The 21309-nt window shown below is 62.8% G+C and carries 18 protein-coding genes; 14 read left to right on the top strand and 4 right to left on the bottom strand.

Annotated elements, in window-relative coordinates:
• Positions 1 to 115 precede the first annotated feature (115 nt).
• The 6 genes from Q1A06_RS06965 (at position 116) to Q1A06_RS06940 (ending at position 7073) form a co-directional block, all read left to right on the top strand.
• On the top strand, positions 116 to 1564 hold the full coding sequence (locus tag Q1A06_RS06965) for a YfcC family protein (RefSeq protein WP_299560703.1): 1449 nt from the start codon (positions 116 to 118) through the stop codon (positions 1562 to 1564).
• A gap of 44 nt (positions 1565 to 1608) precedes the next feature.
• Complete coding sequence (argF, locus tag Q1A06_RS06960) at positions 1609 to 2610, top strand: ornithine carbamoyltransferase (protein WP_299560700.1); 1002 nt, start codon at positions 1609 to 1611, stop codon at positions 2608 to 2610.
• Positions 2611 to 2844: 234 nt separating this feature from the next.
• Positions 2845 to 3939 carry an MlaE family lipid ABC transporter permease subunit gene (locus Q1A06_RS06955; protein WP_299562016.1) on the top strand — a complete coding sequence of 365 codons (1095 nt, stop codon included), beginning with the start codon at positions 2845 to 2847 and terminating at the stop codon, positions 3937 to 3939.
• Entirely contained in the window at positions 3939 to 4733 is a 795-nt protein-coding gene (locus tag Q1A06_RS06950) for an ABC transporter ATP-binding protein (RefSeq protein WP_299560697.1), read from the top strand. The genes Q1A06_RS06955 and Q1A06_RS06950 overlap by 1 nt, the downstream gene beginning before the upstream one ends.
• Entirely contained in the window at positions 4733 to 6451 is a 1719-nt protein-coding gene (locus Q1A06_RS06945) for an MlaD family protein (RefSeq protein ID WP_299560694.1), read from the top strand. The genes Q1A06_RS06950 and Q1A06_RS06945 overlap by 1 nt, the downstream gene beginning before the upstream one ends.
• 4 nt (positions 6452 to 6455) lie before the next feature.
• A complete protein-coding gene (locus Q1A06_RS06940; RefSeq protein ID WP_299560691.1) occupies positions 6456 to 7073 on the top strand; it encodes an ABC-type transport auxiliary lipoprotein family protein in 618 nt (205 codons plus the stop codon).
• A 57-nt stretch (positions 7074 to 7130) separates the two neighbouring features.
• On the opposite strand, the gene Q1A06_RS06935 is transcribed toward Q1A06_RS06940, so the two are convergent.
• The 3 genes from Q1A06_RS06935 to Q1A06_RS06925 all read right to left on the bottom strand — a co-directional run bounded on the left by Q1A06_RS06935 (position 7131) and on the right by Q1A06_RS06925 (position 11912).
• Entirely contained in the window at positions 7131 to 7985 is an 855-nt protein-coding gene (locus tag Q1A06_RS06935; protein ID WP_299560688.1) for a universal stress protein, read from the bottom strand.
• A 95-nt stretch (positions 7986 to 8080) separates the two neighbouring features.
• Positions 8081 to 9361, bottom strand: a complete 1281-nt coding sequence (locus Q1A06_RS06930) for a flavin-dependent oxidoreductase (protein ID WP_299560685.1) — start codon at positions 9359 to 9361, stop codon at positions 8081 to 8083.
• A 445-nt stretch (positions 9362 to 9806) separates the two neighbouring features.
• A complete protein-coding gene (locus tag Q1A06_RS06925) occupies positions 9807 to 11912 on the bottom strand; it encodes a Hint domain-containing protein (protein ID WP_299560682.1) in 2106 nt (701 codons plus the stop codon).
• Between the two features lie 380 nt (positions 11913 to 12292).
• On the opposite strand from Q1A06_RS06925, the gene Q1A06_RS06920 reads away from it, so the two are divergent.
• The 8 genes from Q1A06_RS06920 (at position 12293) to Q1A06_RS06885 (ending at position 20567) form a co-directional block, all read left to right on the top strand.
• The gene (locus Q1A06_RS06920; RefSeq protein ID WP_299560679.1) at positions 12293 to 13777 is read left to right on the top strand and encodes an ABC transporter substrate-binding protein; all 1485 of its coding nucleotides are present in this window, start codon (positions 12293 to 12295) and stop codon (positions 13775 to 13777) included.
• A 52-nt stretch (positions 13778 to 13829) separates the two neighbouring features.
• Positions 13830 to 14774: an ABC transporter permease gene (locus tag Q1A06_RS06915; RefSeq protein WP_299560676.1), complete on the top strand. Its 945-nt coding sequence runs from the start codon at positions 13830 to 13832 to the stop codon at positions 14772 to 14774.
• Positions 14771 to 15589, top strand: a complete 819-nt coding sequence (locus Q1A06_RS06910) for an ABC transporter permease (protein ID WP_299560673.1) — start codon at positions 14771 to 14773, stop codon at positions 15587 to 15589. The genes Q1A06_RS06915 and Q1A06_RS06910 overlap by 4 nt, the downstream gene beginning before the upstream one ends.
• A gap of 19 nt (positions 15590 to 15608) precedes the next feature.
• Positions 15609 to 16553, top strand: coding sequence for an ABC transporter ATP-binding protein (locus Q1A06_RS06905; RefSeq protein ID WP_299560671.1), 945 nt, complete (start codon positions 15609 to 15611; stop codon positions 16551 to 16553).
• On the top strand, positions 16550 to 17323 hold the full coding sequence (locus tag Q1A06_RS06900) for an ATP-binding cassette domain-containing protein (RefSeq protein ID WP_299560669.1): 774 nt from the start codon (positions 16550 to 16552) through the stop codon (positions 17321 to 17323). Before Q1A06_RS06905 ends, Q1A06_RS06900 begins: the two co-directional genes overlap by 4 nt.
• Positions 17320 to 18126, top strand: coding sequence for a metallophosphoesterase (locus tag Q1A06_RS06895; protein ID WP_299560666.1), 807 nt, complete (start codon positions 17320 to 17322; stop codon positions 18124 to 18126). The genes Q1A06_RS06900 and Q1A06_RS06895 overlap by 4 nt, the downstream gene beginning before the upstream one ends.
• A gap of 97 nt (positions 18127 to 18223) precedes the next feature.
• The gene (locus tag Q1A06_RS06890) at positions 18224 to 18994 is read left to right on the top strand and encodes an SDR family oxidoreductase (RefSeq protein WP_299560663.1); all 771 of its coding nucleotides are present in this window, start codon (positions 18224 to 18226) and stop codon (positions 18992 to 18994) included.
• 40 nt (positions 18995 to 19034) lie between these two features.
• Positions 19035 to 20567: an AMP-binding protein gene (locus tag Q1A06_RS06885; RefSeq protein ID WP_299560660.1), complete on the top strand. Its 1533-nt coding sequence runs from the start codon at positions 19035 to 19037 to the stop codon at positions 20565 to 20567.
• Positions 20568 to 20634: 67 nt separating this feature from the next.
• Here the strand turns inward: Q1A06_RS06885 and Q1A06_RS06880 are convergent, their stop codons facing one another.
• On the bottom strand, positions 20635 to 21219 hold the full coding sequence (locus tag Q1A06_RS06880; RefSeq protein WP_299560657.1) for a YceI family protein: 585 nt from the start codon (positions 21217 to 21219) through the stop codon (positions 20635 to 20637).
• Positions 21220 to 21309 lie beyond the last annotated feature (90 nt).

Genomic DNA, 21309 nt, shown 5'->3' with positions numbered 1-21309 from the left:
GGCGTCCCTCCGCACGCTCCTGCGCCGGATTGACAAGGATCAACCGCCGCTCCGTCATTTGCGGCATTGTGCTCCCAGAGGGCCGGTTCCGGCCCTTAGGCGACAGGAGCAAAATATGTCAGACACACCAACGATGCAATCATCGGACCCGCAAGACCCAGAACGGCACGACCGGTTCCCGTCCGCCTTTACCATCCTCTTTGGCCTGATTGTGCTGGTTGCCGCGCTCAGCTGGATTGTTCCGGCCGGTCAATACGACCGTGTCACAAACGAGGCGCTGGGCAAGGAAACGCCGGTGCCCGGCACGTACCGTGTCGTCGAAAGCGCCCCACAGGGACTGCTCGACATCCTGCGCGCGCCTGTGGCGGGGTTCTACGATCCGGCAAGCTATGCGGCCAACGCCATTGATGTGTCGCTCTTTGTGCTGTTCATCGGTGGATTTCTCGGAGTGGTGAACCGGACCGGCGCCATCGACGGTGGCATCACGGCGGCCATGGCCGGGATGCGCGGGCGCGAGAAATGGATGATCCCGATCCTCATGGCGCTTTTTGCCGCCGGAGGCACGACCTACGGCATGGCCGAAGAAACTTTGGCCTTCTACGCGATTCTGATCCCCGTAATGATTGCGGCGGGCTACGACGCCGCGACCGGTGTGGCGGTGATCCTGCTGGGTGCGGGCATTGGCGTCATGGGCTCCACGATCAACCCTTTCGCCACGACGATCGCCTCAAACGCCGCGGGTATTGCGTTCACCGACGGGCTGTTGCTCAGGCTGGCGATCCTCGGGGTGGGCTGGCTGATCTGTGTGGCGTTCGTGATGCGCTATGCCGCGCGGGTCAAGGCGGATCCCTCGGCGTCCATCGTCGCGGACCGGCGGGCCGAAAACGAACGCCACTTCGCCGGCGAGGCGTCGGGGCTGGATGCGGCGCTGACCACCCGGAACAAAGTCGTACTGATCCTGTTCGCGCTGACCTTCGCGGTGATGATCTGGGGCGTGGCGTTGCGCGGGTGGTGGATGGCCGAGATGTCGATGCTGTTTCTAGCAGCGTCGTTGATTATCGGCACCGTTGGATGGGTCGGGGAGAAACCGTTTGTCGAAGCCTTCGTGAACGGCGCGCGGGATCTTCTTGGCGTCGCACTGATCATCGGACTGGCGCGCGGGATCGTCGTTGTGATGGACGCGGGCAGGATCACGGATACCGTGCTGCATGCGTCCGAGCAGCTGATCGCAGGACGCTCAGAAGTGGTGTTTATCACCGGCATGTACTGGATCGAGGTCGCGATGAGCTTTCTCGTGCCGTCGACTTCCGGTCTAGCAGTCCTGTCGATGCCGATCCTGGCACCGGTGTCTGATTTCGCGGGCGTCGACCGCTCACTGGCGGTCACGGCCTACCAGTCCGCATCGGGCATCGTGAACCTGATCACGCCAACCTCGGCGGTGGTGGTCGGCGCGCTGGCCATCGGGCGGATCCCTTATAACCGGTGGCTTCTCTTCGTCGCTCCACTTTTGCTTGTTCTGACCGTGCTGAACATGGCCGCGCTCGCCCTTGGCGTCGTGCTCTGACCCGCGCGACTGTTTTCGGCACGTATTTTCTGAAAGGACACAGAGTGTCACTCAATCTGCAAAACCGATCATTCCTCGCCCTGCGCGATTTCACCCCGGAGGAGATCGCGTTTCTGCTGCGCCTTTCCGCCGATCTGAAGCATGCGAAATCCGCTGGTACCGAGGTGCCACGCCTCACCGGGAAGGAGATCGCGCTGATTTTCGAGAAGGATAGCACCCGCACCCGCGTCGGGTTCGAGGTTGCCGCCTACGATCAGGGGGCACATGTGACCTACCTGGGTCCAACCGGCAGCCATCTGGGCAAAAAGGAGTCGGTCAAGGACACGGCCCGCGTGCTGGGCCGCGTCTATGACGCCATTGAATACCGCGGTTTCGGCCATGAGATTGTCGAGGAACTCGCTCAATGGGCGGGCGTTCCGGTCTACAACGGGCTGACCGATGAATACCACCCGACCCAAATTCTCGCTGATTTGCTGACCATGCAAGAGCACTGCGACCGCCCGCTGTCACAGATCGCGTTCTGCTTTCTGGGGGACACCGGCAACAACATGGGCGACAGCCTGATGATCGGCGGTGTGAAAATGGGGATGGACGTGCGCCTGTGCGGTCCGAAGTCGCTGATGCCCGACGCAGCGCTGGTCGAGGAGGCTCGGACAATCGCGCAAGCAACGGGCGCGCGGCTGACGCTGACCGACGATATCCGCGAAGGCACCCGCGATACCGATTTCATCTATACCGACGTCTGGGTGTCGATGGGAGAACCCGACGACGTCTGGGCGCAGCGAATCGCGGATTTGTTGCCATATCAGGTCAATGCGGAGCTAATGGCGCGCACGGGCTATCCCGATACCAAATTCATGCATTGTCTGCCCGCGTTTCACAATGCCGATACCGAGGTCGGCGCGCGCATTCAGAAGGAACACGGCCTTGACGCGCTGGAGGTGACGGACGAAGTTTTTGAAAGTCCCGCTTCCATCGTATTCGATCAGGCCGAGAACCGTATGCACACGATCAAGGCGGTTCTCGTGGCGACGCTGGGAAGCTGATTTACAACCGGTTGCGCCTGCCGAGGCTGGTCTTCGGTCGGGACTGGCGGTCAGCGCAGGGCGCCGGAAACCTCGACATTCCGTCCACAACTGCGTTGGATTTCACGGCCCTGCGACATTCCGGGGGCTTGTAGTGCGGGGCAAACTGCGGGATGGACGAGTCACCTAAAGGTTTCTTTCGAAAGGCGCGACCGCGTGACCCCACACCCGAACGGTGACGGCGACAAGGTGGAGATGGCGGTTGTGGATGACCGGCTCAGGGTTGCGGGCCGTCTGTATATCGAAGCCGTGCAGGATCTCGACAGCGCGGCACAGGTCAAAAAGCTGCGCGACGTCACCGTCATCGATATTTCTGATCTGAGCCAGATGGATACGGCGGGGGCGTGGTTTCTTGTCGATCTACAGCGGCGTGCGGCGGCGGATGGCGCGGAAATCGGGATCGAAGGCGGATCGGACGCGCAGGCTCAACTGATCGAGACCGTACGCGAGAACCTCCCACCCGAGGACACCTCCAAAGACAAGAAGCGCAGCCTGAACGATACGCTCGAGGCGTTCGGGCGCAGTGTCGTGCGGTTCGGCCAGACAGCGGTCGAGCTGGTCTCTTTTCTGGGGCAGATCGTCATCACGATGGCGGGGATCGTGATACGCCCGCGGCGGTTGCGGCTGACCTCGGTCGTGCATCACTGTCAGGAAGTCGGCGTGAATGCAGTGCCAATCGTCGCGCTCATGGCTTTTCTCATCGGCGTGGTGCTGGCGTTTCAGGGGTCGACGCAGTTGCGCCAGTTCGGGGCAGAGGTATTCGTTGTCGATCTGATCGCAATTTCGGTGCTGCGCGAACTTGGCATCCTGCTGACCGCGATCATCGTCGCGGGGCGCTCCGGTTCGGCCTTCACCGCCGCGATTGGGTCAATGAAGATGCGCGAAGAGATCGACGCCATGCGCACGCTCGGCCTCGATCCCGTGACGATCCTGGTGGTGCCCCGTGTGCTGGCACTGATGTTGATGCTGCCTGCGCTGGGTCTGATCGCCGATGTGTCGGGGCTGCTTGGCGGGGCGGTGATGTCGTGGATCGAACTTGGCGTATCACCGGGGGTATTCCAGTCGCGGCTGGTGTCGAATACCGATGTGTGGCACTTCGGTGTCGGCATGATTAAGGCGCCGTTCTTCGCGCTGGTCATCGGAATTATCGGCTGTTACGAGGGCATGAAGGTGGGGGGCAACGCGGAATCCCTAGGGCGTCTCACCTCGACTTCGGTGGTGCTGTCCATCTTTATGGTGATCGTGATGGACGCGCTGTTTTCGATATTTTTCGCGATTGTGGGGGTCTGATGCAGCAGGCACCGGACGATCATATCATCAGAGTGCGCGGGCTTGTGACCCGCTTTGGCACCCATACCGTGCACGACGGTCTTGATCTGGATGTACGGCGCGGCGAGATCATCGGCGTGGTCGGTGGATCGGGGACCGGAAAATCGGTGCTGCTGCGCGCCATCGTCGGTCTGTTGACGCCCAACGAAGGCCAGATCGAGGTGTTCGGCGAAAGCGTGCGCGACACATCGGATGAAGACTACCGCACCCTGCGCCGCCGTTGGGGCGTGATGTTCCAGGACGGTGCGCTGTTTTCCTCGCTGACCGTGCGCCAGAATGTCGAGGCTCCGATGCGCGAGCAACTGCACCTTGACGATGCGCTGCGCGAGACGCTGGCGGGGATCAAGGTGCGCATGGTCGGCCTGCCCGAAAACGCTCAGGCGAAATACCCGTCCGAGCTGTCGGGGGGCATGCGCAAGCGGGCAGGCTTTGCGCGCGCTATCGCTCTGGACCCCGAAATCGTCTTTCTGGACGAGCCGACGGCGGGCCTCGATCCGATCGGTGCGGCCGCTTTCGATAAATTGATCAAGCAGTTGCAGGCGGCACTTGGCCTAACGGTGTTTTTGGTGACGCATGATCTCGACAGTCTTCACGCCATTTGCGACCGTGTGGCGGTTCTGGCGGAAAAAAAGGTGTTGGCAGTGGGCACGATGGCGGACATGCTCGAGGTAGATCATCCTTGGGTGCGTGAATATTTTCACGGGCCGCGTGCGCGTGCCGCGATCCCGTCGGCCACGCAAGAGGGGGCATCCTGATGGAAACCCGCGCGAACTTCATTCTTATCGGCGCCTTCACCCTGATGGCGATCCTCGGCACGCTAGGATTTTTCATCTGGCTCGCCAGCGTTCAGATCGACAGACAATACAAGACCTACGGGATCCTGTTCGAGGATGTTTCGGGGCTGGATTCGTCCGGCGACGTTCTGTTCAACGGGATTTCGGTGGGCGAGGTGATCGGCCTGCGGATCTATGAGGAAGATCCGTCCAAGGTGTTCACGACGATCGAAGTCGATGCCGATACACCGGTCCACGAAGACACGGTAGCGCAACTTCAGTCGCAGGGGGTCACGGGCGTGGCCTATATCTCGCTGTCGGGCGGTACGTCCGGTTCGCCAACTTTGACAGCTTCCGACGGCGAATTGCCGATCATCCCATCGCGCCGCTCAACGGTACAGGCGCTGGTCGAAGACGCGCCCGACCTTGTCAGCGAAGCCACCCGCCTGCTCGAGCAGTTCCAGTCCTTGACCGGCCCCGAGAACCAGAACTATGTAACCAACATCCTGCGCAATCTGGACCAGGCCTCTGGCGGGCTTGAACAGGCGCTTACCGATTTCTCGGAAATCACCGGTACAGTGAGCGACGCAACTGACCAGATCTCGGTCTTTACCGAAAATCTGGACGGGATCGGATCGAATTTTTCAACCACGCTCGAACGGGCGGATGCCGCGCTGATCGCGGCCGAAGATGCTTTCGCCACCGCGCAGACAACGCTCGATACGTCGACTGGTGCGGTCGAATCAATCGAGGGAACGTTTTCGCAGGCACAGGTGATCCTGCGCGACCGGATCCCCGAAATACTTGAGCAGGTCTCTCAGGCCGCCGCGAACACCAACAGCGCGATTTCGACATTGCAACGGCAATCCGGCGAGACGCTCGACGGTTTTTCCCAAACGGCGGATCTGCTCAACGCCCGGCTGGCCGAACTGGAACGAACGCTCACAGAGGCGAACTCGGCGTTTACCTCGGTGACTGACGCTTCCGACAGCATCTACACCCTTGTGGACGGCGACGGTACCTTGCTCGTCGCCGAAGCGCGCGAGGTGCTCGCGGACGCGAAATCGGCGATTGCTACGATCGAAACCGTGGTCCTGAACGATGTGCCTGCGGTCGTCAAGGATGTACGCGGCGCGGTGGCGTCCGCATCGGATGCGGTCGACCGGGTCGCGCGGGATCTTACGGGGGCGACGGGGCGGTTCGACCCACTCGCCAATAAAGCAGAGCAGGCTCTCACCTCGGCCAATGAAATGTTCGGACGCGTACAGACCAGCCTTGATGCGCTCGACGTCACACTGACGCAGGCCAATGGCGCGCTTGGGTCCGCCGAGGTCACGTTCGACGCCGCGACCGAAGTGCTGGAAACCGATATTTCGCCGGTGATGAGCGATATTCGCCAAGCGTCCGATCGCATCAGTGTCGCCGTCGAGGATGTAACCCGCGACGTACCGGCGATTGCCGCCGATTTGCGCGCCTTGATCGAACGGGCCGATAACGTCGTAGTACGGGTACAGCAGGCAGTCGCCTCCGCCGCACCCGGGATCACGACATTTTCGCAAACCGGTCTGTCGGAGCTGACGCAGCTTGGTGCCGAGGGCCGTCGTCTGCTGTCGTCGCTCGACAGCCTCGTGCGCAAGATCGAACGCGATCCTGCGCGCTTCTTGCTCGATTCGAACCGTGTTCCAGATTACCGGAGATGATGCCATGCAGATAAAAGCACTCAGCCGCCGCGCGGCTCTTACCGGCGCCGTTTGCGTCCTGGGTGGATGCAGCGCGCTATCGTCGCTGAACTCGGCGTCTGAGCCGTTAGATACCTATGACCTGAGACCCGCAGCCGGGTCGAAGGCGGGGCGACGGACATCGCGCACGCTGTTGGTGGCACGCCCGGATGCGCCGGCGGCAATGTCGACCGACAGGATCATGGTGAAACCCGCGGCCGCCGCGATCACCTATCTGCCGGACGCCCGGTGGAGCGACGAAGCACCGCTCGTGCTGCAATCGCTGTTGATCCGCAGCATCGCAGGAACGGACCGCATCGGATACGTTGGCCGCAGCGAAGGCGGCCCGGTCCCCGATACCGCCCTTCTGGTCCGGATGGATGAATTCGAAGTAACGGTCATGCCGGAGGGAATGCTGAACGTGGGGATCGACGTCGCGCTGACCCTGCTAAGCGACCGCGACCAGCGGGTGATTGCCAACCGCAGTTTCTCGGGTACTGCGATCGCCCCCGATGACAGTGCGCTGTCAATCGTACGGGCGTTCCAAAGCGCGCTCGATACGCTGCTTCCCGAAATGGCGGATTGGGCCGTCGCGCGCGCATAGGGTGTCGGGGCGCGGTCTGTGCCGGATGCGTTCCGGCACAGGGCAGGGATCAGACCATCAGTGGGTCAGCAGAACCGGCACCCCGTGTTGTTCGATCATACTGCGGGTGGTGCCGCCAAACACGGTTTCGCGCAGCCGCGAGTGGTCATAGGCCCCCATCACGATCAGATCCGCCGACGTCTCCTTGGCACGTTGCATCAGCGCCTTGCTGATCTCACCGCCGCCGCTGGGATATTGCTGCACTTCGACGCTGCAACCCTGATGGGTAAGCCATGCCGCGACGTCCGAGCCGGGATTTTCGCCGTCCTGTGCGCTGGTCGCGACCGGATCGAACAACGCCAGCGTGACAGTGTCCGCGCGGCGCAGGGTCGGCAGAGCGACATGCGCCGCACGCGACGCGGCCACCGATGCCTTCCACGACACGAACACGGATTTCGGTGCGAGCGCCGAGGGCGATTGCAGCGCGTTCAGCATGACCCCCGCCGGTGCGCGGAACAACGCCGCGCGCAAGGCGTCGTTGAACAGTTGCGGATCATCGCGCAGATCGTCGCCGAAGACGACCCGGTCGCAGGCCAGCGCGATGCCCGCGACCGCGTCCATAAGTGCTGTCGTCTCACCGCTGACCACGCGGACCTCCGCGCTGGCGCCCTGATCGGCCAAATACCGTGAAATTTCCTTGCGGTTCTGGTCCAGCGTCCTGTTCTGCGTATCGACCTGCTCATGCCAGTAGTCCGGGATCGGGGTGCCGCCATATCCCCCCATGCCGTAGTTGAAAACCGGCAACGGTGGCATGCCACCGAGGACGAGCACATTCAGGTGAAGATTATTGTCTCGTGCGCTGGAGCTCAGCGGTTCGAGATCCGTCGGTTTGGCGCCTATACCGAGAACAACGAGAAGGGTGGCATTTTTCATCGCAAGCTTCCTAAAGTGGGGATTTAGCGACGGTATCAAGCGGCACCGCTCATCGCTTTGATTTCGATCAAGCCGGATGAAAGGGCCGGACGTGGCTATGCCCCTATTCTTGCATCTGCGGCAATCATCGGGTCGGCGTTGTTAAGCGTGTCCATGGCAAACCCCGCCGCAGCCTTGTAGCGCGCCATGAACGCGGTCCGTTCGGACGGGGATACGATGTCGTCGATGGTGTCGAATACGCCATCACACCGATCCTCGACAATATCGAGCAATCCGAACGGTCCCGCACCGCGATTGCGCAGTACCAGTTCCGATACCGGCCCGCACAGGGCCGCATCATAGGCGCCCAGCGCGTCCGGCGTCACACCCCGCGCAAGCATCGTGGCGCCCAGCGTCCGCGCGTCGATGATCGCCTGGCTCGCTCCGTTCGATCCGGTCGGGTACATGGCGTGGGCGGCGTCCCCGATCAGCGCCACGGCACCGTCGCGCCAGGTCGCCACCGGGTCACGGTCGATCATGGGATTTTCGTAGATCACGTCGGCCGCCTGCAACAGCGCCGGCACATCCAGCCAGTCGAACGACCAGTCGTCGAAATGGTGCGCGAAATCCGGCAGGTCCGCGGGCTTGAACCATCCGGCGGGTCTGTCGCCCGCGTTTTCGAACGCGACTTCGGCGATCCAGTTGATGGTGGCGAAACCATCGCTATCGGCGGCGGTGATCGGATAGATGATCATCCGCTGCTTGCTGCCGCCCAGGCCCACGAAGGATGCGCCGGTACGAAGGGGCCGTGCCCTTGTGGTACCGCGCCACATGACGGCACCGCCCCAATGGATGGGGGGCTGGTCGGGGTGCATCTGTGCGCGCACGTTCGAATGGATCCCGTCGGCACCGATCAACAGCGCGCCGCGCAGGTGCGTCGTGTACCCGCGCGCGTCGGTGATCTCGGCCGTGACAGTACCATCGGGATTGTTGCGGTACCCCGTCACCCGCGATCCCAACTGCAAGGCATCGGTGCCCGCCCGCCGTATCAGATGATCATGAAGCAGCATGTGGAAGCGGCCCCGATATAGCGCATACTGCGGCCAGCGATACCCCGCATCGCGGCCGCGCGGCTCTGCATGGATGTCAATCCCGTTGCGCCCGACCAGCGCCCATTCACGGATCGGAAGGCCGAGACTGTCCAGTTCACGCGCGGTGATCCCCAGATCGTAGAGTTCGCGAACTGCATTGGGCTGCAGATTGATCCCGACGCCAAGGGGGCGCACCGTGTTCACGGTTTCGATCACCTTGAACGGCACGCCGATCTGATCAAGCGTGAGCGCTAGGGCAAGCCCGCCGATGCCGCCACCGGCAATCAGGACAGGAAGTTGCTTCATCGTGTTTTCCTTCGACCGTGTGCCGCGAGCCTATCAGAAGCGGTGTGCGCATCAACGGGGCGGATATGGACCACCCGCGGGGCGGGCAAGGTGGGATCGGCAGCGCCTTGCATACCGCGTGTGCTGCGGCTCCGGCAGGCACAAGACCGGCGACGCAGGGATGGACCGCAAAGTCAATTCCCGGCGTATGATCCCGCAACAGCTCAGACAACTGCCTGAAATCGCCAGTGATCATATCCGTGACTGCGGCGGCACTGCCCGGTGGCGGCAGCGATTACAGGGATGTCGTCAAGTTGCTGTGGTTCGGGTCCTGCCACAACGGATGGCGCTGTTCCTATGTGGCCGGTGTATGGGGATGCTCATTTCGCGCATCTATCGGTGAGGCTGCGCCCGCGAAGCGCAAGGAGCCGCGTCCCCGTTGCGCCCTGCACCGGGGCGTAGTACATCAGGCCGCCGCGAAAATGTCTATGTCCCCGAACAGCCGTTGCGACAGCATCCGTCCCTCCGCCGCTTTCAGACAAATCCGCGCTGTTTCGCCATAGCTGTCGGGCGCGCGCCGCAGGGCGGGGAACTGCCGGAAAAGGTCCTCCCGCGCTGCAGGGTGTAGCGACTCCAATCCTTGACCACCCGCGAAGAAGCTTTCCGACGCCATGCCATTGGCATAGATGACCTGATGGCGGTCCAGCATCAGGTGGATGTAGGTGACAGTGCCGCCGATCACCCGCCGCACGTCCCGACCGTTCAGCAGATGAGCCGCCGCGACGAAAACCTCAGACGTGCCGAACAACAACTCCGTCTGATGCCCTTCGATCAGCATCCTGTGCTGGGGCGAGACCCGCAGCGGTCCGGTGGCCCCCGGCAGCGCATGCGCCCCGATCTCGACGGGGGCCGCATTTCCCTGCGCGGGCAGGGTGCTGCTGCCGACCCAGCGCAGCGGTTGTAGGCCATCGTCACGGGTGGCGATCATCATCCCCGGGCGCAGGGTTTCGACCGGACGATAGCCGCCCTCCGTCAGGATACAGGTGCCGGGCGTATAGCAGATGATGTTGTCGATGTTGGAGAAGTTGACGATGGTGCCGTCCAGCATCTGAATGGTCCCCGACCGCTCGCCGTCGATGTCGGACGCGATGTTCAGTGTCGTACGGTCGGCCAGACCGTTGAGGTCCAGGGTATCGCCGTCCGACTGCGTGCCGGTGTTGCCCTGGATCGTGATGGTACCGCTGCCTGGCTCGCCCAGATCGACCAAAGTGATCAGGTCATCCCCGTCGCCGCCGTCGACCGTGTCGCCTTGCCCCGCCCGGATCGTGTCGTTGCCGGTGCCGCCCAGCACGCTGTCGGCACCGGTGCCGCCGACCAGAAGGTCGTTGTTGGCACCGCCCAGCAACGTATCATCGCCGCCTTCGCCGTAGATCGTATCATTGCCCGCATCGCCGGACAGGCGGTCATCGCCCGACGCTTCGGGAATGATCTCATAGCGCAGATCGCTCAGGTTGATGCCCTGCGTCCCGCCCTGGCCGTTGCCGTAAAGGATCTGGATCTGGGACACCGGCCCGGCCACTTGGATCAGAACCGACCCGCCAGCGGTGGCCGATGTGTCTGCGGCCGTGTCAGCGGTGATTGTATTTCCCGATACCGTATCACTACCCGCCGGCGTGAACGTCACAGTGACCGGCGCGCCGCTTGCATCGAAGGCGTTGACCGTCACGACATCGGTGTGGTTGCCCGATCCCCAGTCAATGTCGTTGATGCGGAATTCAAGGTTTCTGACGCCATCCGCGACCTCCGCACCGGGGCTGGCGGCAAAACTGATCGTTGTGGTTGACGTCGCGCCGTCACCATTGCCGAACAGGAACAACGAGGAGTTGACCGGGAAATTCTCGTTGCCCGCCGAGTACATCGTGTCGGAGGTTTCGACCTGATAGGTGGGATTATTGTTGCCGGTGTCGGTGAACCCGACGGTCACGTTGATCGCGCCGGTATCTTGGGTAAAGCCGCCCGCAACGCTGCTCCCGTCGGTTCCTTGCGCGGCCCAGCTCATGTGTTCGGTTACGGGGGCGGCGGTGGACGGGCCACTGTCGCCATAGATCAGATCGTTGCCGCCACCGCCGGACACCGTATCGCCGCCCATTCCGGCGATGATCGTATCGTTGCCGTTGCCCGCGACGACGCTGTCGTCGGGTGCGCCCGGATCTCGGTCGACCCGGTCGCCATCGGCGTCCGTGTACGTGCTGTCGATCACATCCGCGCCGGATGTCCCGCTGACCGTACCGTTCGACGGCAGGGTAAACGAAGGTGCGGAAACGGCAGTCCCGTTGGTGAGGGTTGTCACGCTGCCGTATTGCGGCACGAAATAGACGTTGCCATTGGTGGCGTAGTAGTAGGTCCCGGGCTCCAGCGTGTTGGTGTAGGCTTGGCCGTTGTACGCCCCGGTCCACTGCCACTGACCCGAGCCGATGGTCGAGGCCGTGGTGAAATTGACCGTGCCGCCTGAAATGATGTCTCCGACACCCAATGCACCGTTGCCGAGTGTTACCAGATATCCTGTAGGCATCGTCGGTGCTCCTGTCCTGAATGCCGGCGCTCCTGCGGCGCTGCGGCTGATGTCTGTTTCATGCGCGCCACCCGTCTGGGGACAGTGCGTTTCCTGAAAAGATACAGTTGGACTGAGGCCGGACTTCGCTTCAATTGAGGCAAAAGCGCGTTGAATTTAAAACAAATGGGGCAGGCGGTCGGTCCGCCTGCCCGGACCGGCGGTTCGGTGTCTCAATAGTGGCTCGGGTTTTGACCGCGTCGCCCGCCAGTAAGGTGCAGGAAAAGGGCGACCGAAGGGATTACTGTTGACCTGGGCGGGTGGCGCTTCTTACGTTGGACTTGCCTTGCACGCGGTGCTGCGTTTGTGGGCAGATGCAATTGACCTTTGGGGGGCTTCACATGATGCATTTTCAAGATTCGCTGCGGTTCACGGCTTTCGCGCTGGCGCTCGGGCTCAGCGCGACAGCGGCGCAGGCCGATGAGCTGGTGCTCGGGCTTCAGCAGGAACCGACGTCGTTGGACCCTACGGCGGACGCGACCGCATCCATTGATGGGATGATGACGCAAAACGTCTTCGAATCACTCACCATCGTCGCCGAGAACGGCGAGGTCGGGCCCAATCTGGCGACCGAATGGGACGTCTCTGACGACGGGCTGACGTATACCTTCACGTTGACCGATGCCGCCCAATTCCACGACGGCACCGCGTTCGACGCGCAGGATGTAGTGTTTTCATTCGACCGCGCGATGGCCGAAGACAGCGTGAACCCGTCCAAGGACATCTTTGAACAGATCGAGAGCGTCACCGCGATGGATCCGCGCACAGTTCAGATCAAGCTGAAGAACAAGGACGCGTTTTTCCTGTTCAACATGGGGCAGGGCGACAGCGCCATCGTGGCGTCGGAATCCGCCGAGACCAACAACATCAACCCCGTCGGCACCGGGCCGTTCAAGTTCGACAACTGGACGCGAGGCGACAGGCTGAGACTGGTCAAGAACCCCGATCACCGCGATGCGGACACGGTGGCACTCAACAGCGTGACGTTCCGCTTCATCTCGGATGCCGCCGCCGCGACCGCGGCGATGATGGCCGAAGAACTGGATGCGTTTCCCGGCTTCCCTGCGCCCGAGCTTCTTGAGCAGTTCGAGGCCGATCCACGCTTTCGCGTCAATCAGGGCAGTACTGAGGGTGAGGTGATCCTTGCGATCAACAACGCCAAGCCGCCGTTCGACAACATCGAGGTGCGCCGCGCCATCGCCACCGCCATCGACCGCGACGAGATCATTGATGGTGCGATGTACGGCAAGGCGATCCCCATCGGCAGCTTTTATCCGCCCCACGGCACCGCCTACGTCGATCTGACCGATGCCTATCCCACCGACAGCGCCAAGGCGGCCGAGATGTTCGAGACGGCGGGCGTCGCGGGCCAGACGATGACCCTGCGCGTGCCGCCATTCCCCTATGCCACCCGCTCTGCCGAGATCATTCAGGCACAGCTGTCGGACGCGGGCATCGACGCGAAGGTCGAGAATGTGGAATGGGGCTTCTGGATCGACGAGGTCTACAAGAAAAAGAATTACGACATGACGATCATCGCGCACACCAGCCCCAATGACATGGGCAATTTCGCGCGCGGACCTGACTATTTCTACGGCTACGACGATCCGAAGTTCACCGCCCTGTGGGAAAGCATCTCGACCGAGGCAGACCCGCAGGCGCGCGATGCGCTGCTCAAGGAAGGCCAGCAGTACCTCTCCGATCAGGCGGTCCACGGGTTCTTGTTCCAGATGCCGCTTCTGGGCGTGTTCCGCAATGAGGTGGAGGGCTACTGGTCCTCGTCACCGGTGCTCTACATGCCACTGAAAAACGTTTCCAACGGGTGATCCGCCCGGGGAAAGGAGAGGGGGCGACCCCTCTCCGTGAGCCGTACCGGAGATGACCTATTTCCTGCTGCGCCGCACGTTTGGATTTATCGCGACGCTGATCGCGGTTTCAATTGTCGTATTTGCGGTGATGAACGTGCTGCCGGGCGACCCGGCGCTGACGATCCTCGGCATGGACGCGACGGACGACGCGCTTGCCGCGCTGCGAGAAGATCTGGGTCTGAACGATCCGGTCGTCGCGCGGTATTTCGCGTGGGTGGGCGGCGCGCTGAAAGGCGATTTCGGCACCAGCCATTCCTTTCGCGTACCGGTGGCCGACCTTATCGCGGAGCGGTTGCCGTTGACGATTTCGCTGGCGGTGGCGGGGATGATCGTCACGCTGGCCGTTGCGCTTTCGGTCGGCGTATTCGCGGCGGCCCGCCATGGCAAAGCGGGAGACTGGGCCACGATGTTTCTCAGCCAACTCGGCATCGCGGTGCCTGCCTTCTGGCTGTCGATCCTTCTGGTGTTGCTGTTCGCGGTCAAGCTGCGGTGGCTGCCGCCCGGCGGCTTTTCCGGCTGGTCCGATCCGGTGGCGGCGGTGCGCTCGCTGGTGCTGCCCACGGTCGCGTTGGCGCTGGTGCAATCGGCGGTTCTGGCGCGGGTGACACGCTCCTCTGCGCTCGAGGTGATGCGGCAGGATTTCACCCGCACTGCACGCGCAAGCGGACTGTCGCAGCGGCGCATCCTGTGGCGTCACGTTCTGCCCAACGCGCTGGTGCCGATCGTGACGATCGTGGGAATGCAATTTGCGGCTCTCGTGACCGGCACGATCGTGATCGAGAACGTGTTCTATCTGCCCGGTCTTGGACGTCTGATCTTTCAATCCATTTCCAACCGCGACCTGCCCACAGTGCAGGCGCTGGTGATGTTGTTCGCCGTCATCGTCGTGACCGCGAATTTCGTCGTCGATCTGCTGTACATCCTGATCGACCCGCGCCTGAAGGCCCGCGCATGAGACTGCTGCCCGCCAATTTCATCATCGGTGCGGTTTTGGTGGCTCTTATGGTCGGCACGGCGGCGCTGTCGCTGATCTGGACGCCGCATGACGCAACCGCGCTCAATATCCGGGGCAAGTTTGCGGATCCTTCGGCGGTGCATTGGCTGGGCACCGATCAGTTGGGCCGCGACATCGTGAGTCAGTTGATGGCGGCAGCGCGCAATTCCATGACGGTCGCATTGGTGGCGGTGCTGCTGGGCGGCTCCGTTGGCGTGGCGTTCGGCCTTCTGGCGTCCGCGCTGGGCGGCTGGGTGGAGGATGCGGTGATGCGATTGGCCGATCTGGGCTTTGCGTTTCCGGCGCTGTTGTTCGCGATCATGCTGGCTGCGGTGTTCGGGCCATCGCTGACCAATGCGGTGCTGGCCATCGCCTTTATCAACATCCCCGTGTTCGCGCGGGTCGCAAGGGCCTCGGCCAACCAGATATGGACGCGCGAATACGTGCTGGCCGCGCGCGCCGCAGGCATGACCAAACTGGCGATCACCCGCGATCACATTCTGCCCAACATCGCCGCCGCCGTCATTGTGCAGGCGACCATCGAATTCGCAGTCGCGATCTTGGCGGAGGCGGCTCTGTCGTATCTCGGGCTCGGCGCACAGCCGCCCGCGTCAAGCTGGGGGCGGATGCTGTCGGAGGCGCAGACACTGATCTATCTCGCACCCGAACTTGCGGTCTATCCGGGCCTGTGCATCGTCGCAGCGGTGCTGGGCTTCGGACTATTGGGGGACGGTTTGCGCGATATCACCGACCCCCGGCTGGCGAGGGTGCGCTGAGATGTTCGAGATGCGCGATATGACGGTACGCTTCAGCTTTGGCGCGGCCCTGCGCGCGGCGTCGTTGCGCATCGCGCCGGGCGACCGGATCGGGATCGTCGGGGAAAGCGGGTCCGGCAAATCCATGCTGGCCGCTTGCCTGATGGGCATGGTGCCCGAGGCCGCGACGCTGACCGGCACGCTCACCATCGACGGCGTCGACATGGCACAGGCCTCCGAGGCGCGCTGGCAATCCATCCGCGCACGCCGTGCCGCGATGATATTCCAGGAACCGATGACGGCGCTTAATCCGCTGCGCCGCGTCGGCGATACGGTGGCCGAGCCGATGCGCGTGCATCTGGGGATGGGCAAGACGCAGGCCCGCGCGCGCGTGATCTCCCTGTTCGAGGAGGTCGGTATTCCCGATCCCGCAGCACGGTTGCGCATGTTCCCGCACGAACTGTCAGGCGGCCAGCGTCAGCGGGTGCTGATCGCGCTGGCGCTGGCCTGCGATCCAGAGCTGCTGATCGCGGATGAGCCGACGACGGCGCTTGATGCAAATGTCGCGCTGAGGATTACCGATCTGCTGGTGGATCTGAGCCGCACGCGCACAATGGCACTGGTGTTCATCAGTCATGACCTTGCCGCGGTCGCGCGCGCGACAACCGACATCGCGGTGATGTACGGCGGCGATATCGTCGAGCGGGGGCGCACGGCGGATGTGCTGGCCAATCCGCATCATCCCTACACCCAGGGACTGCTGGCCGCGCGCCCCGATCCGCGTGCGGTGCCGCGTGATGCGGGTGGACGGCGCAAGCGGCTGCCGACGATCCCCGGCACGGTGCCGCCGCTCGAGGCGCTGCCGCAGGGTTGCCGGTTTGCCGGGCGCTGCGTGGTCGAGCGTTCCTTCTGCGCAGATGTGAAACCCGCACCCGTCGGCCCCCGAAATGCCACCTGCCACGCCTTGGCAGGGGGCCCTGAATGACCCTGCTGCGGGCAAGAAACCTCACCCGGCGGTATCGGTTGCCGCGCACCCGGCTGTTGGGAAAGACACCACACGTTACCGCCGTGGACGATGTGAGCTTTGAAATCGCCGCCGGTCGCACCCTTGGTGTGGTGGGCGAAAGCGGGTCGGGAAAATCGACGCTGGCGCGCATGGCGATGGCGTTCGAGGCGCCGGATGCGGGGCAGGTCGCGTTCGAGGGGCAGGATATCCATGCGCTCAAGCCCGCCGCACTGCGCCGCTTGCGGCCCGCGTTTCAGATGATCTTTCAGGATCCTTTCAGCTCGCTCGATCCGCGGCGCGTGGTGGGCTGGTCCATCGCAGAGCCGCTGCGCGCAATGGGCATCCGCGCGCCCGAACGCGTGCGCGAGGCTTTCGAACAGGTGGGCCTGCACCCGCGCGATGGCGGCAAGTACCCGCACGAGTTCTCCGGCGGTCAGCGCCAGCGCATCGCCATCGCCCGCGCCATTGTCACGCGCCCCAGGTTACTGATCGCGGACGAGGCGGTTTCGGCGCTCGACGTATCGGTGCAGGCGCAGATCCTTAATCTGCTGATGGATCTTCAGGACGACCTGGGCATCGGGATCCTGTTCATCAGTCACGATCTGGCCGTGGTCGCATCGATCTGCGATACGCTTCTGGTTCTTCAGCACGGCAAGGTGCTTGAATACGGTGCGGCCAGCGATATCCTGAACGCACCCGCGCACAGCTATACCCGATCCCTCCTCAAAGCCGCCGGAGACAGAATGTGACCCGCTTCATCCACCTTACCGATCTGCACATTTCCCATCCCGATGCGGATGATCCCGTGGATAAAAGCGCCAGCCGTGACACGCTTGAGCGGGTTGTCGGACTGATCAACGCGATGCAGCCGCCGCCCGATTTCGTGGTGGCGAGCGGCGATCTGACGAACACCGGTCATGCCGCGAGCTACGCGCTGGTGCGCGATCTGCTGGCTCCCCTGCAGGTGCCTGTCGTAATGGCGCTGGGCAACCATGATCTGCGCGCGGAATTCCACGCCGTCTTTGAGACGGGGCAGGGGGATGGCCCCCATTTCCACGATCGGGTGCTCGGCGGTCTGCATGTGATCACTCTCGATACAAAGGTACCCGAGCGGGTCGCGGGTGCGATTTGCGAGGCGCAGTTCGCCGATCTTGCGCAGGCACTGACCCAGCATGCGGAGTTGCCGAAGCTCATCGTCATGCACCACCCGCCGCGCATCGACGACAGCGGATTGCTCTGGGAAACAGTAGATCTCGCCTCGACCAACAGGCTTGCCGAGGCGCTTGAGAGCGCAAATGTCGCGGGCATCGTGTCGGGGCATATCCACATCAACCGCGTACATCACTGGCACGGCATCCCGGTGTGCATCACAAGTGGCCTCGATTACACGGTGGATCTGTTGGAAGACTACGATCTGCGCCTGCTCGAAGGCACCACCATGGCGGTCTGCGATCATCGCCCTTCGGGCCTTTCGATCAGTTTCGTACCACTCAGCCCGGAGCAGCAGGATCTTGGCACCATCGACCATGCGCAACTGTTGGCGTTCCGCTGATCGCATAAGACGTGCAGCCCACCGCGGTAATCCTCGACAAAGACCTGAAGGGGTGGGTTTCGGCTTCAATCGAACACATATTCAGGGAAGGATCGAAATGAACGCACTACAAGACAAGACTGCATGGATCACCGGCGCAGGGGGCGGTATCGGGGAGGCATCGGCCAAGGCACTCGCCCACAGTGGCGCGCGTGTGGTCGTGTCGGGTCGGCGGGTCGAAGAGTTGAACCGGGTCGTGTCCGAGATCAGGGCCGAAGGCGGCAAGGCAGAGGCGGCACCGCTCGACGTTGTCGACGTGGATGCCACACTGGCCATTGCGAAAGATCTCATCGCCCGCCATGGCGGTATCGACATCTTCATGGCGAATGCCGGTATCAATGTACCCAACCGTACCGTCGACGCGATCACCCCGCAGGATTTTGCAAGAGTCGTCGACATCAACCTCAACGGTGTGATGAACGGGGTGCTTGCCGTCCTACCACAGATGCGGGCACAGGGTGCGGGCACGTTGATCCTGACGGCGTCCTGGGCGGGGCGCTATCCGTCGCGGCTGACCGGGCCGGCGTACAGCGCGTCCAAACATGCCGTCGTCGCGTTGAGCCATTCGATCAATCAGGACGAGGGCGTTCACGGCATCCGCTGCACCGCGCTGATGCCCGGCGAGGTCGCAACCCCGATCCTTGAATCGCGCCCGAAACCGCCGTCGCCGGAAGACGTGGCCAGGATGCTCAAGGCCGAGGACCTCGGCGCGATCGTGCGCTACATTGCCGAAGCGCCGCCGCATGTCTGTCTCAACGAGATCCTGATTTCGCCAACGTGGAACCGCAGTTTCGTGGGCATCGCCGAAGTCGAAGGGGCAAAGCCCTGACATCCGTAGACCGCCGCTCAGTTTTGGAAGGACCGACAGGATGGCGCCATTCGTTGCCGATTTCGACACCCGCGTAGCCCGTGACGCGCTGGAGATGCGCGCGGCACAAGGGGCGGCGGCGCTGATCGCACTGGGGGCCGGTACGGATGTGCCGGTTGCGGTGATCATGCGCAACGACCTCGCGCAGTTGGAGATCATGCGTGCGGCAGCACGGGCCGGTACGGTTATCGTCGCGCTCAACTGGCACGCGGCGGCCGAAGAAGTCGCGGCCATCTGCGACGACAGCGGCGCGCGGTTCGTGATCATTCACCGCGATCTGATCGAGGCTCTCGGTCCGGCCCTTGACGGGCGCACGGTCATTGCGGTAGCACCGGGTGCGGCACTGCGCGCAGCCTACGGTATCGACGTGCACGCTGCCAACGCCCGACCCGACTGCCCCGAGTGGCGCGATCTTGTCGCGGCGCAGGCACCGTTGCAGCGACGCGAGATGATGCGCCCACTAATGCGGTACACGTCCGGATCGACGGGCGCACCCAAAGGTGTCCGTCGCACCGGCAGCGGCCCTCGCAGAAATTTCGAAGATGTGCTCAAGCGCGTCGCTACCGAGATGATGCAACTGACACCCGGTGCGCGCTTTTTTACCGCCGCCCCGATCTATCATTCGGCACCGTCGACGCTGACGAGTGCCGCGCTCGTCGCACAAGGGGTGTCGACCCTCATCGCCCCCAGGTTCGAACCGGAGCCGTTCCTCGCAACCATTGCGCAGCAGCGCATCACCCATGTCTATCTGGTGCCGACGATGATGAGCAGGCTTCTGAAACTGCCCGAAGCGGTGAAGTCGCGGTACGATCTGTCATCGGTAGAGTTCTGCGTCTCCACGGGCTCGCCCTGGCCGCATGATCTCAAAGCGGCGATGATAGATTGGTGGGGGCCGGTCTTTTGGGAAAGCTACGGTGCGACGGAAATCGGTTTCATGACGATGGTGTCATCCGCAGAGGCACTTGCCAGACCGGGCACCGCCGGCCGGATGCAGATGGGCGGCACCGTTCTGATCCTCGACGGCGACGGGAACACGCTTCCGGCGGGCGCGGTCGGCGAGATTTATGCCCGCATGGAAGCTTTCGGCGGTTTCGATTACTCAAACGATCCCGATAGCAGGCGCATGGCGGAAAAGCATGGCCATGTCTCGGTGGGGGATCTGGGATGGCTCGACGCGGACGGCTATCTTTTCATTACCGATCGCAAGAAGGACATGATCATATCGGGCGGTGCGAATATCTTTCCCGCCGAGATCGAAGCGGTCCTGATGCGCGCACCCTTTATCCGCGATGTAGCGGTCTTTGGTGCGCCCGATCCGGAATTCGGCGAAAAGATCGTCGCAGCGATCGAACCCGCCGATGGGTGGATCCCCGACGAAGCAGAGGTACGTGCATTGCTCGACGGCAAGCTCGCCCGCTTCAAACATCCCTGCATCATAGATTTTCACGATGCTTTGCCGCGAGAGGACAGCGGCAAGATATTCAAGCCACGTTTGCGGGCCGCATACTGGAAAGAGACCGGGCGCAAGATCTAGTCGCTGCGTATGCGCAGAGCCGCAACCCGCAGCGCGCCGCGCCGCAGAACCTCGGACCGGTTCTGGGTCACTCTACCTGCATCGCTTCTGTCTCGATCAATATCTGCACCTCGTCCCCGACAAGTCCGTTGTCGACACCGTAGTTCATACCGAAATCACTGCGCATCAGACTGCCGCGCGCCGATACGCCAAGGACAAAGCGTTTGTGCCCGAAAGGATAGGGACCTTGGCCCGCAAGTTCGACATCGAGTGCGAGGGGACGGGTTTGTCCGAGAATGGTGACTTCGCCCTTGACGGTGCCTGCAGTGTCACTGCGCGCCGTGCCGCTATCGGCGGTGAAGGTGATTGTTGGATGATCCTGGACGCCGAGAAAATCATTCCCGCGCACATGATCGTCGCGGGCCTCGTTCAGGGTTGTGATGCTGTCTGCAGCGACAGTGACGCTGACGTCCGACAGCTGCTGCGTCTCCATGTCGTAGGTAAAGCCGCCCGAAACCTCGCCGAAAAGCCCCAGCGTGTCGGCGTAGCCGAGATGCTGGATCGTGAAAGCGACTGTGGTGTGGGCCGGATCAAGCTCGTATCTGAGCGGCTCTGCTTGCGCGGGAAGGGCAAGTGAGAGGGCGAGAGCGGCCGAAGGAAAAAAGCGTGTCACAGGCGGATCCTTTCGCAGAGGGGTGAGACCTGAAGTCTAAGCGAAAATTTCTTTGCGGCAAGCGATACGATGCCCGCCTTGCGCGGGTGA

The organism is uncultured Sulfitobacter sp. (assembly GCF_947497275.1).
Classification (GTDB): Bacteria; Pseudomonadota; Alphaproteobacteria; order Rhodobacterales; family Rhodobacteraceae; genus Sulfitobacter.
The sequence above is the reverse complement of the archived record's forward strand: the minus strand, read 5'-3'. Positions and strand labels throughout refer to the sequence as shown.

Excerpts from the sequence above, each read along its gene's own strand:
- Q1A06_RS06965 (WP_299560703.1), top strand. The coding sequence starts at position 116 with ATGTCAGACACACCAACGATGCAATCATCGGACCCGCAAGACCCAGAA.
- Q1A06_RS06955 (WP_299562016.1), top strand. The coding sequence starts at position 2,845 with ATGGCGGTTGTGGATGACCGGCTCAGGGTTGCGGGCCGTCTGTATATC.
- Q1A06_RS06950 (WP_299560697.1), top strand. The coding sequence starts at position 3,939 with ATGCAGCAGGCACCGGACGATCATATCATCAGAGTGCGCGGGCTTGTG.
- Q1A06_RS06945 (WP_299560694.1), top strand. The coding sequence starts at position 4,733 with ATGGAAACCCGCGCGAACTTCATTCTTATCGGCGCCTTCACCCTGATG.
- Q1A06_RS06940 (WP_299560691.1), top strand. The coding sequence starts at position 6,456 with ATGCAGATAAAAGCACTCAGCCGCCGCGCGGCTCTTACCGGCGCCGTT.
- Q1A06_RS06935 (WP_299560688.1), bottom strand. The coding sequence starts at position 7,985 with ATGAAAAATGCCACCCTTCTCGTTGTTCTCGGTATAGGCGCCAAACCG.
- Q1A06_RS06930 (WP_299560685.1), bottom strand. The coding sequence starts at position 9,361 with ATGAAGCAACTTCCTGTCCTGATTGCCGGTGGCGGCATCGGCGGGCTT.
- Q1A06_RS06925 (WP_299560682.1), bottom strand. The coding sequence starts at position 11,912 with ATGCCTACAGGATATCTGGTAACACTCGGCAACGGTGCATTGGGTGTC.
- Q1A06_RS06920 (WP_299560679.1), top strand. The coding sequence starts at position 12,293 with ATGATGCATTTTCAAGATTCGCTGCGGTTCACGGCTTTCGCGCTGGCG.
- Q1A06_RS06915 (WP_299560676.1), top strand. The coding sequence starts at position 13,830 with ATGACCTATTTCCTGCTGCGCCGCACGTTTGGATTTATCGCGACGCTG.
- Q1A06_RS06910 (WP_299560673.1), top strand. The coding sequence starts at position 14,771 with ATGAGACTGCTGCCCGCCAATTTCATCATCGGTGCGGTTTTGGTGGCT.
- Q1A06_RS06905 (WP_299560671.1), top strand. The coding sequence starts at position 15,609 with ATGACGGTACGCTTCAGCTTTGGCGCGGCCCTGCGCGCGGCGTCGTTG.
- Q1A06_RS06900 (WP_299560669.1), top strand. The coding sequence starts at position 16,550 with ATGACCCTGCTGCGGGCAAGAAACCTCACCCGGCGGTATCGGTTGCCG.
- Q1A06_RS06890 (WP_299560663.1), top strand. The coding sequence starts at position 18,224 with ATGAACGCACTACAAGACAAGACTGCATGGATCACCGGCGCAGGGGGC.
- Q1A06_RS06885 (WP_299560660.1), top strand. The coding sequence starts at position 19,035 with ATGGCGCCATTCGTTGCCGATTTCGACACCCGCGTAGCCCGTGACGCG.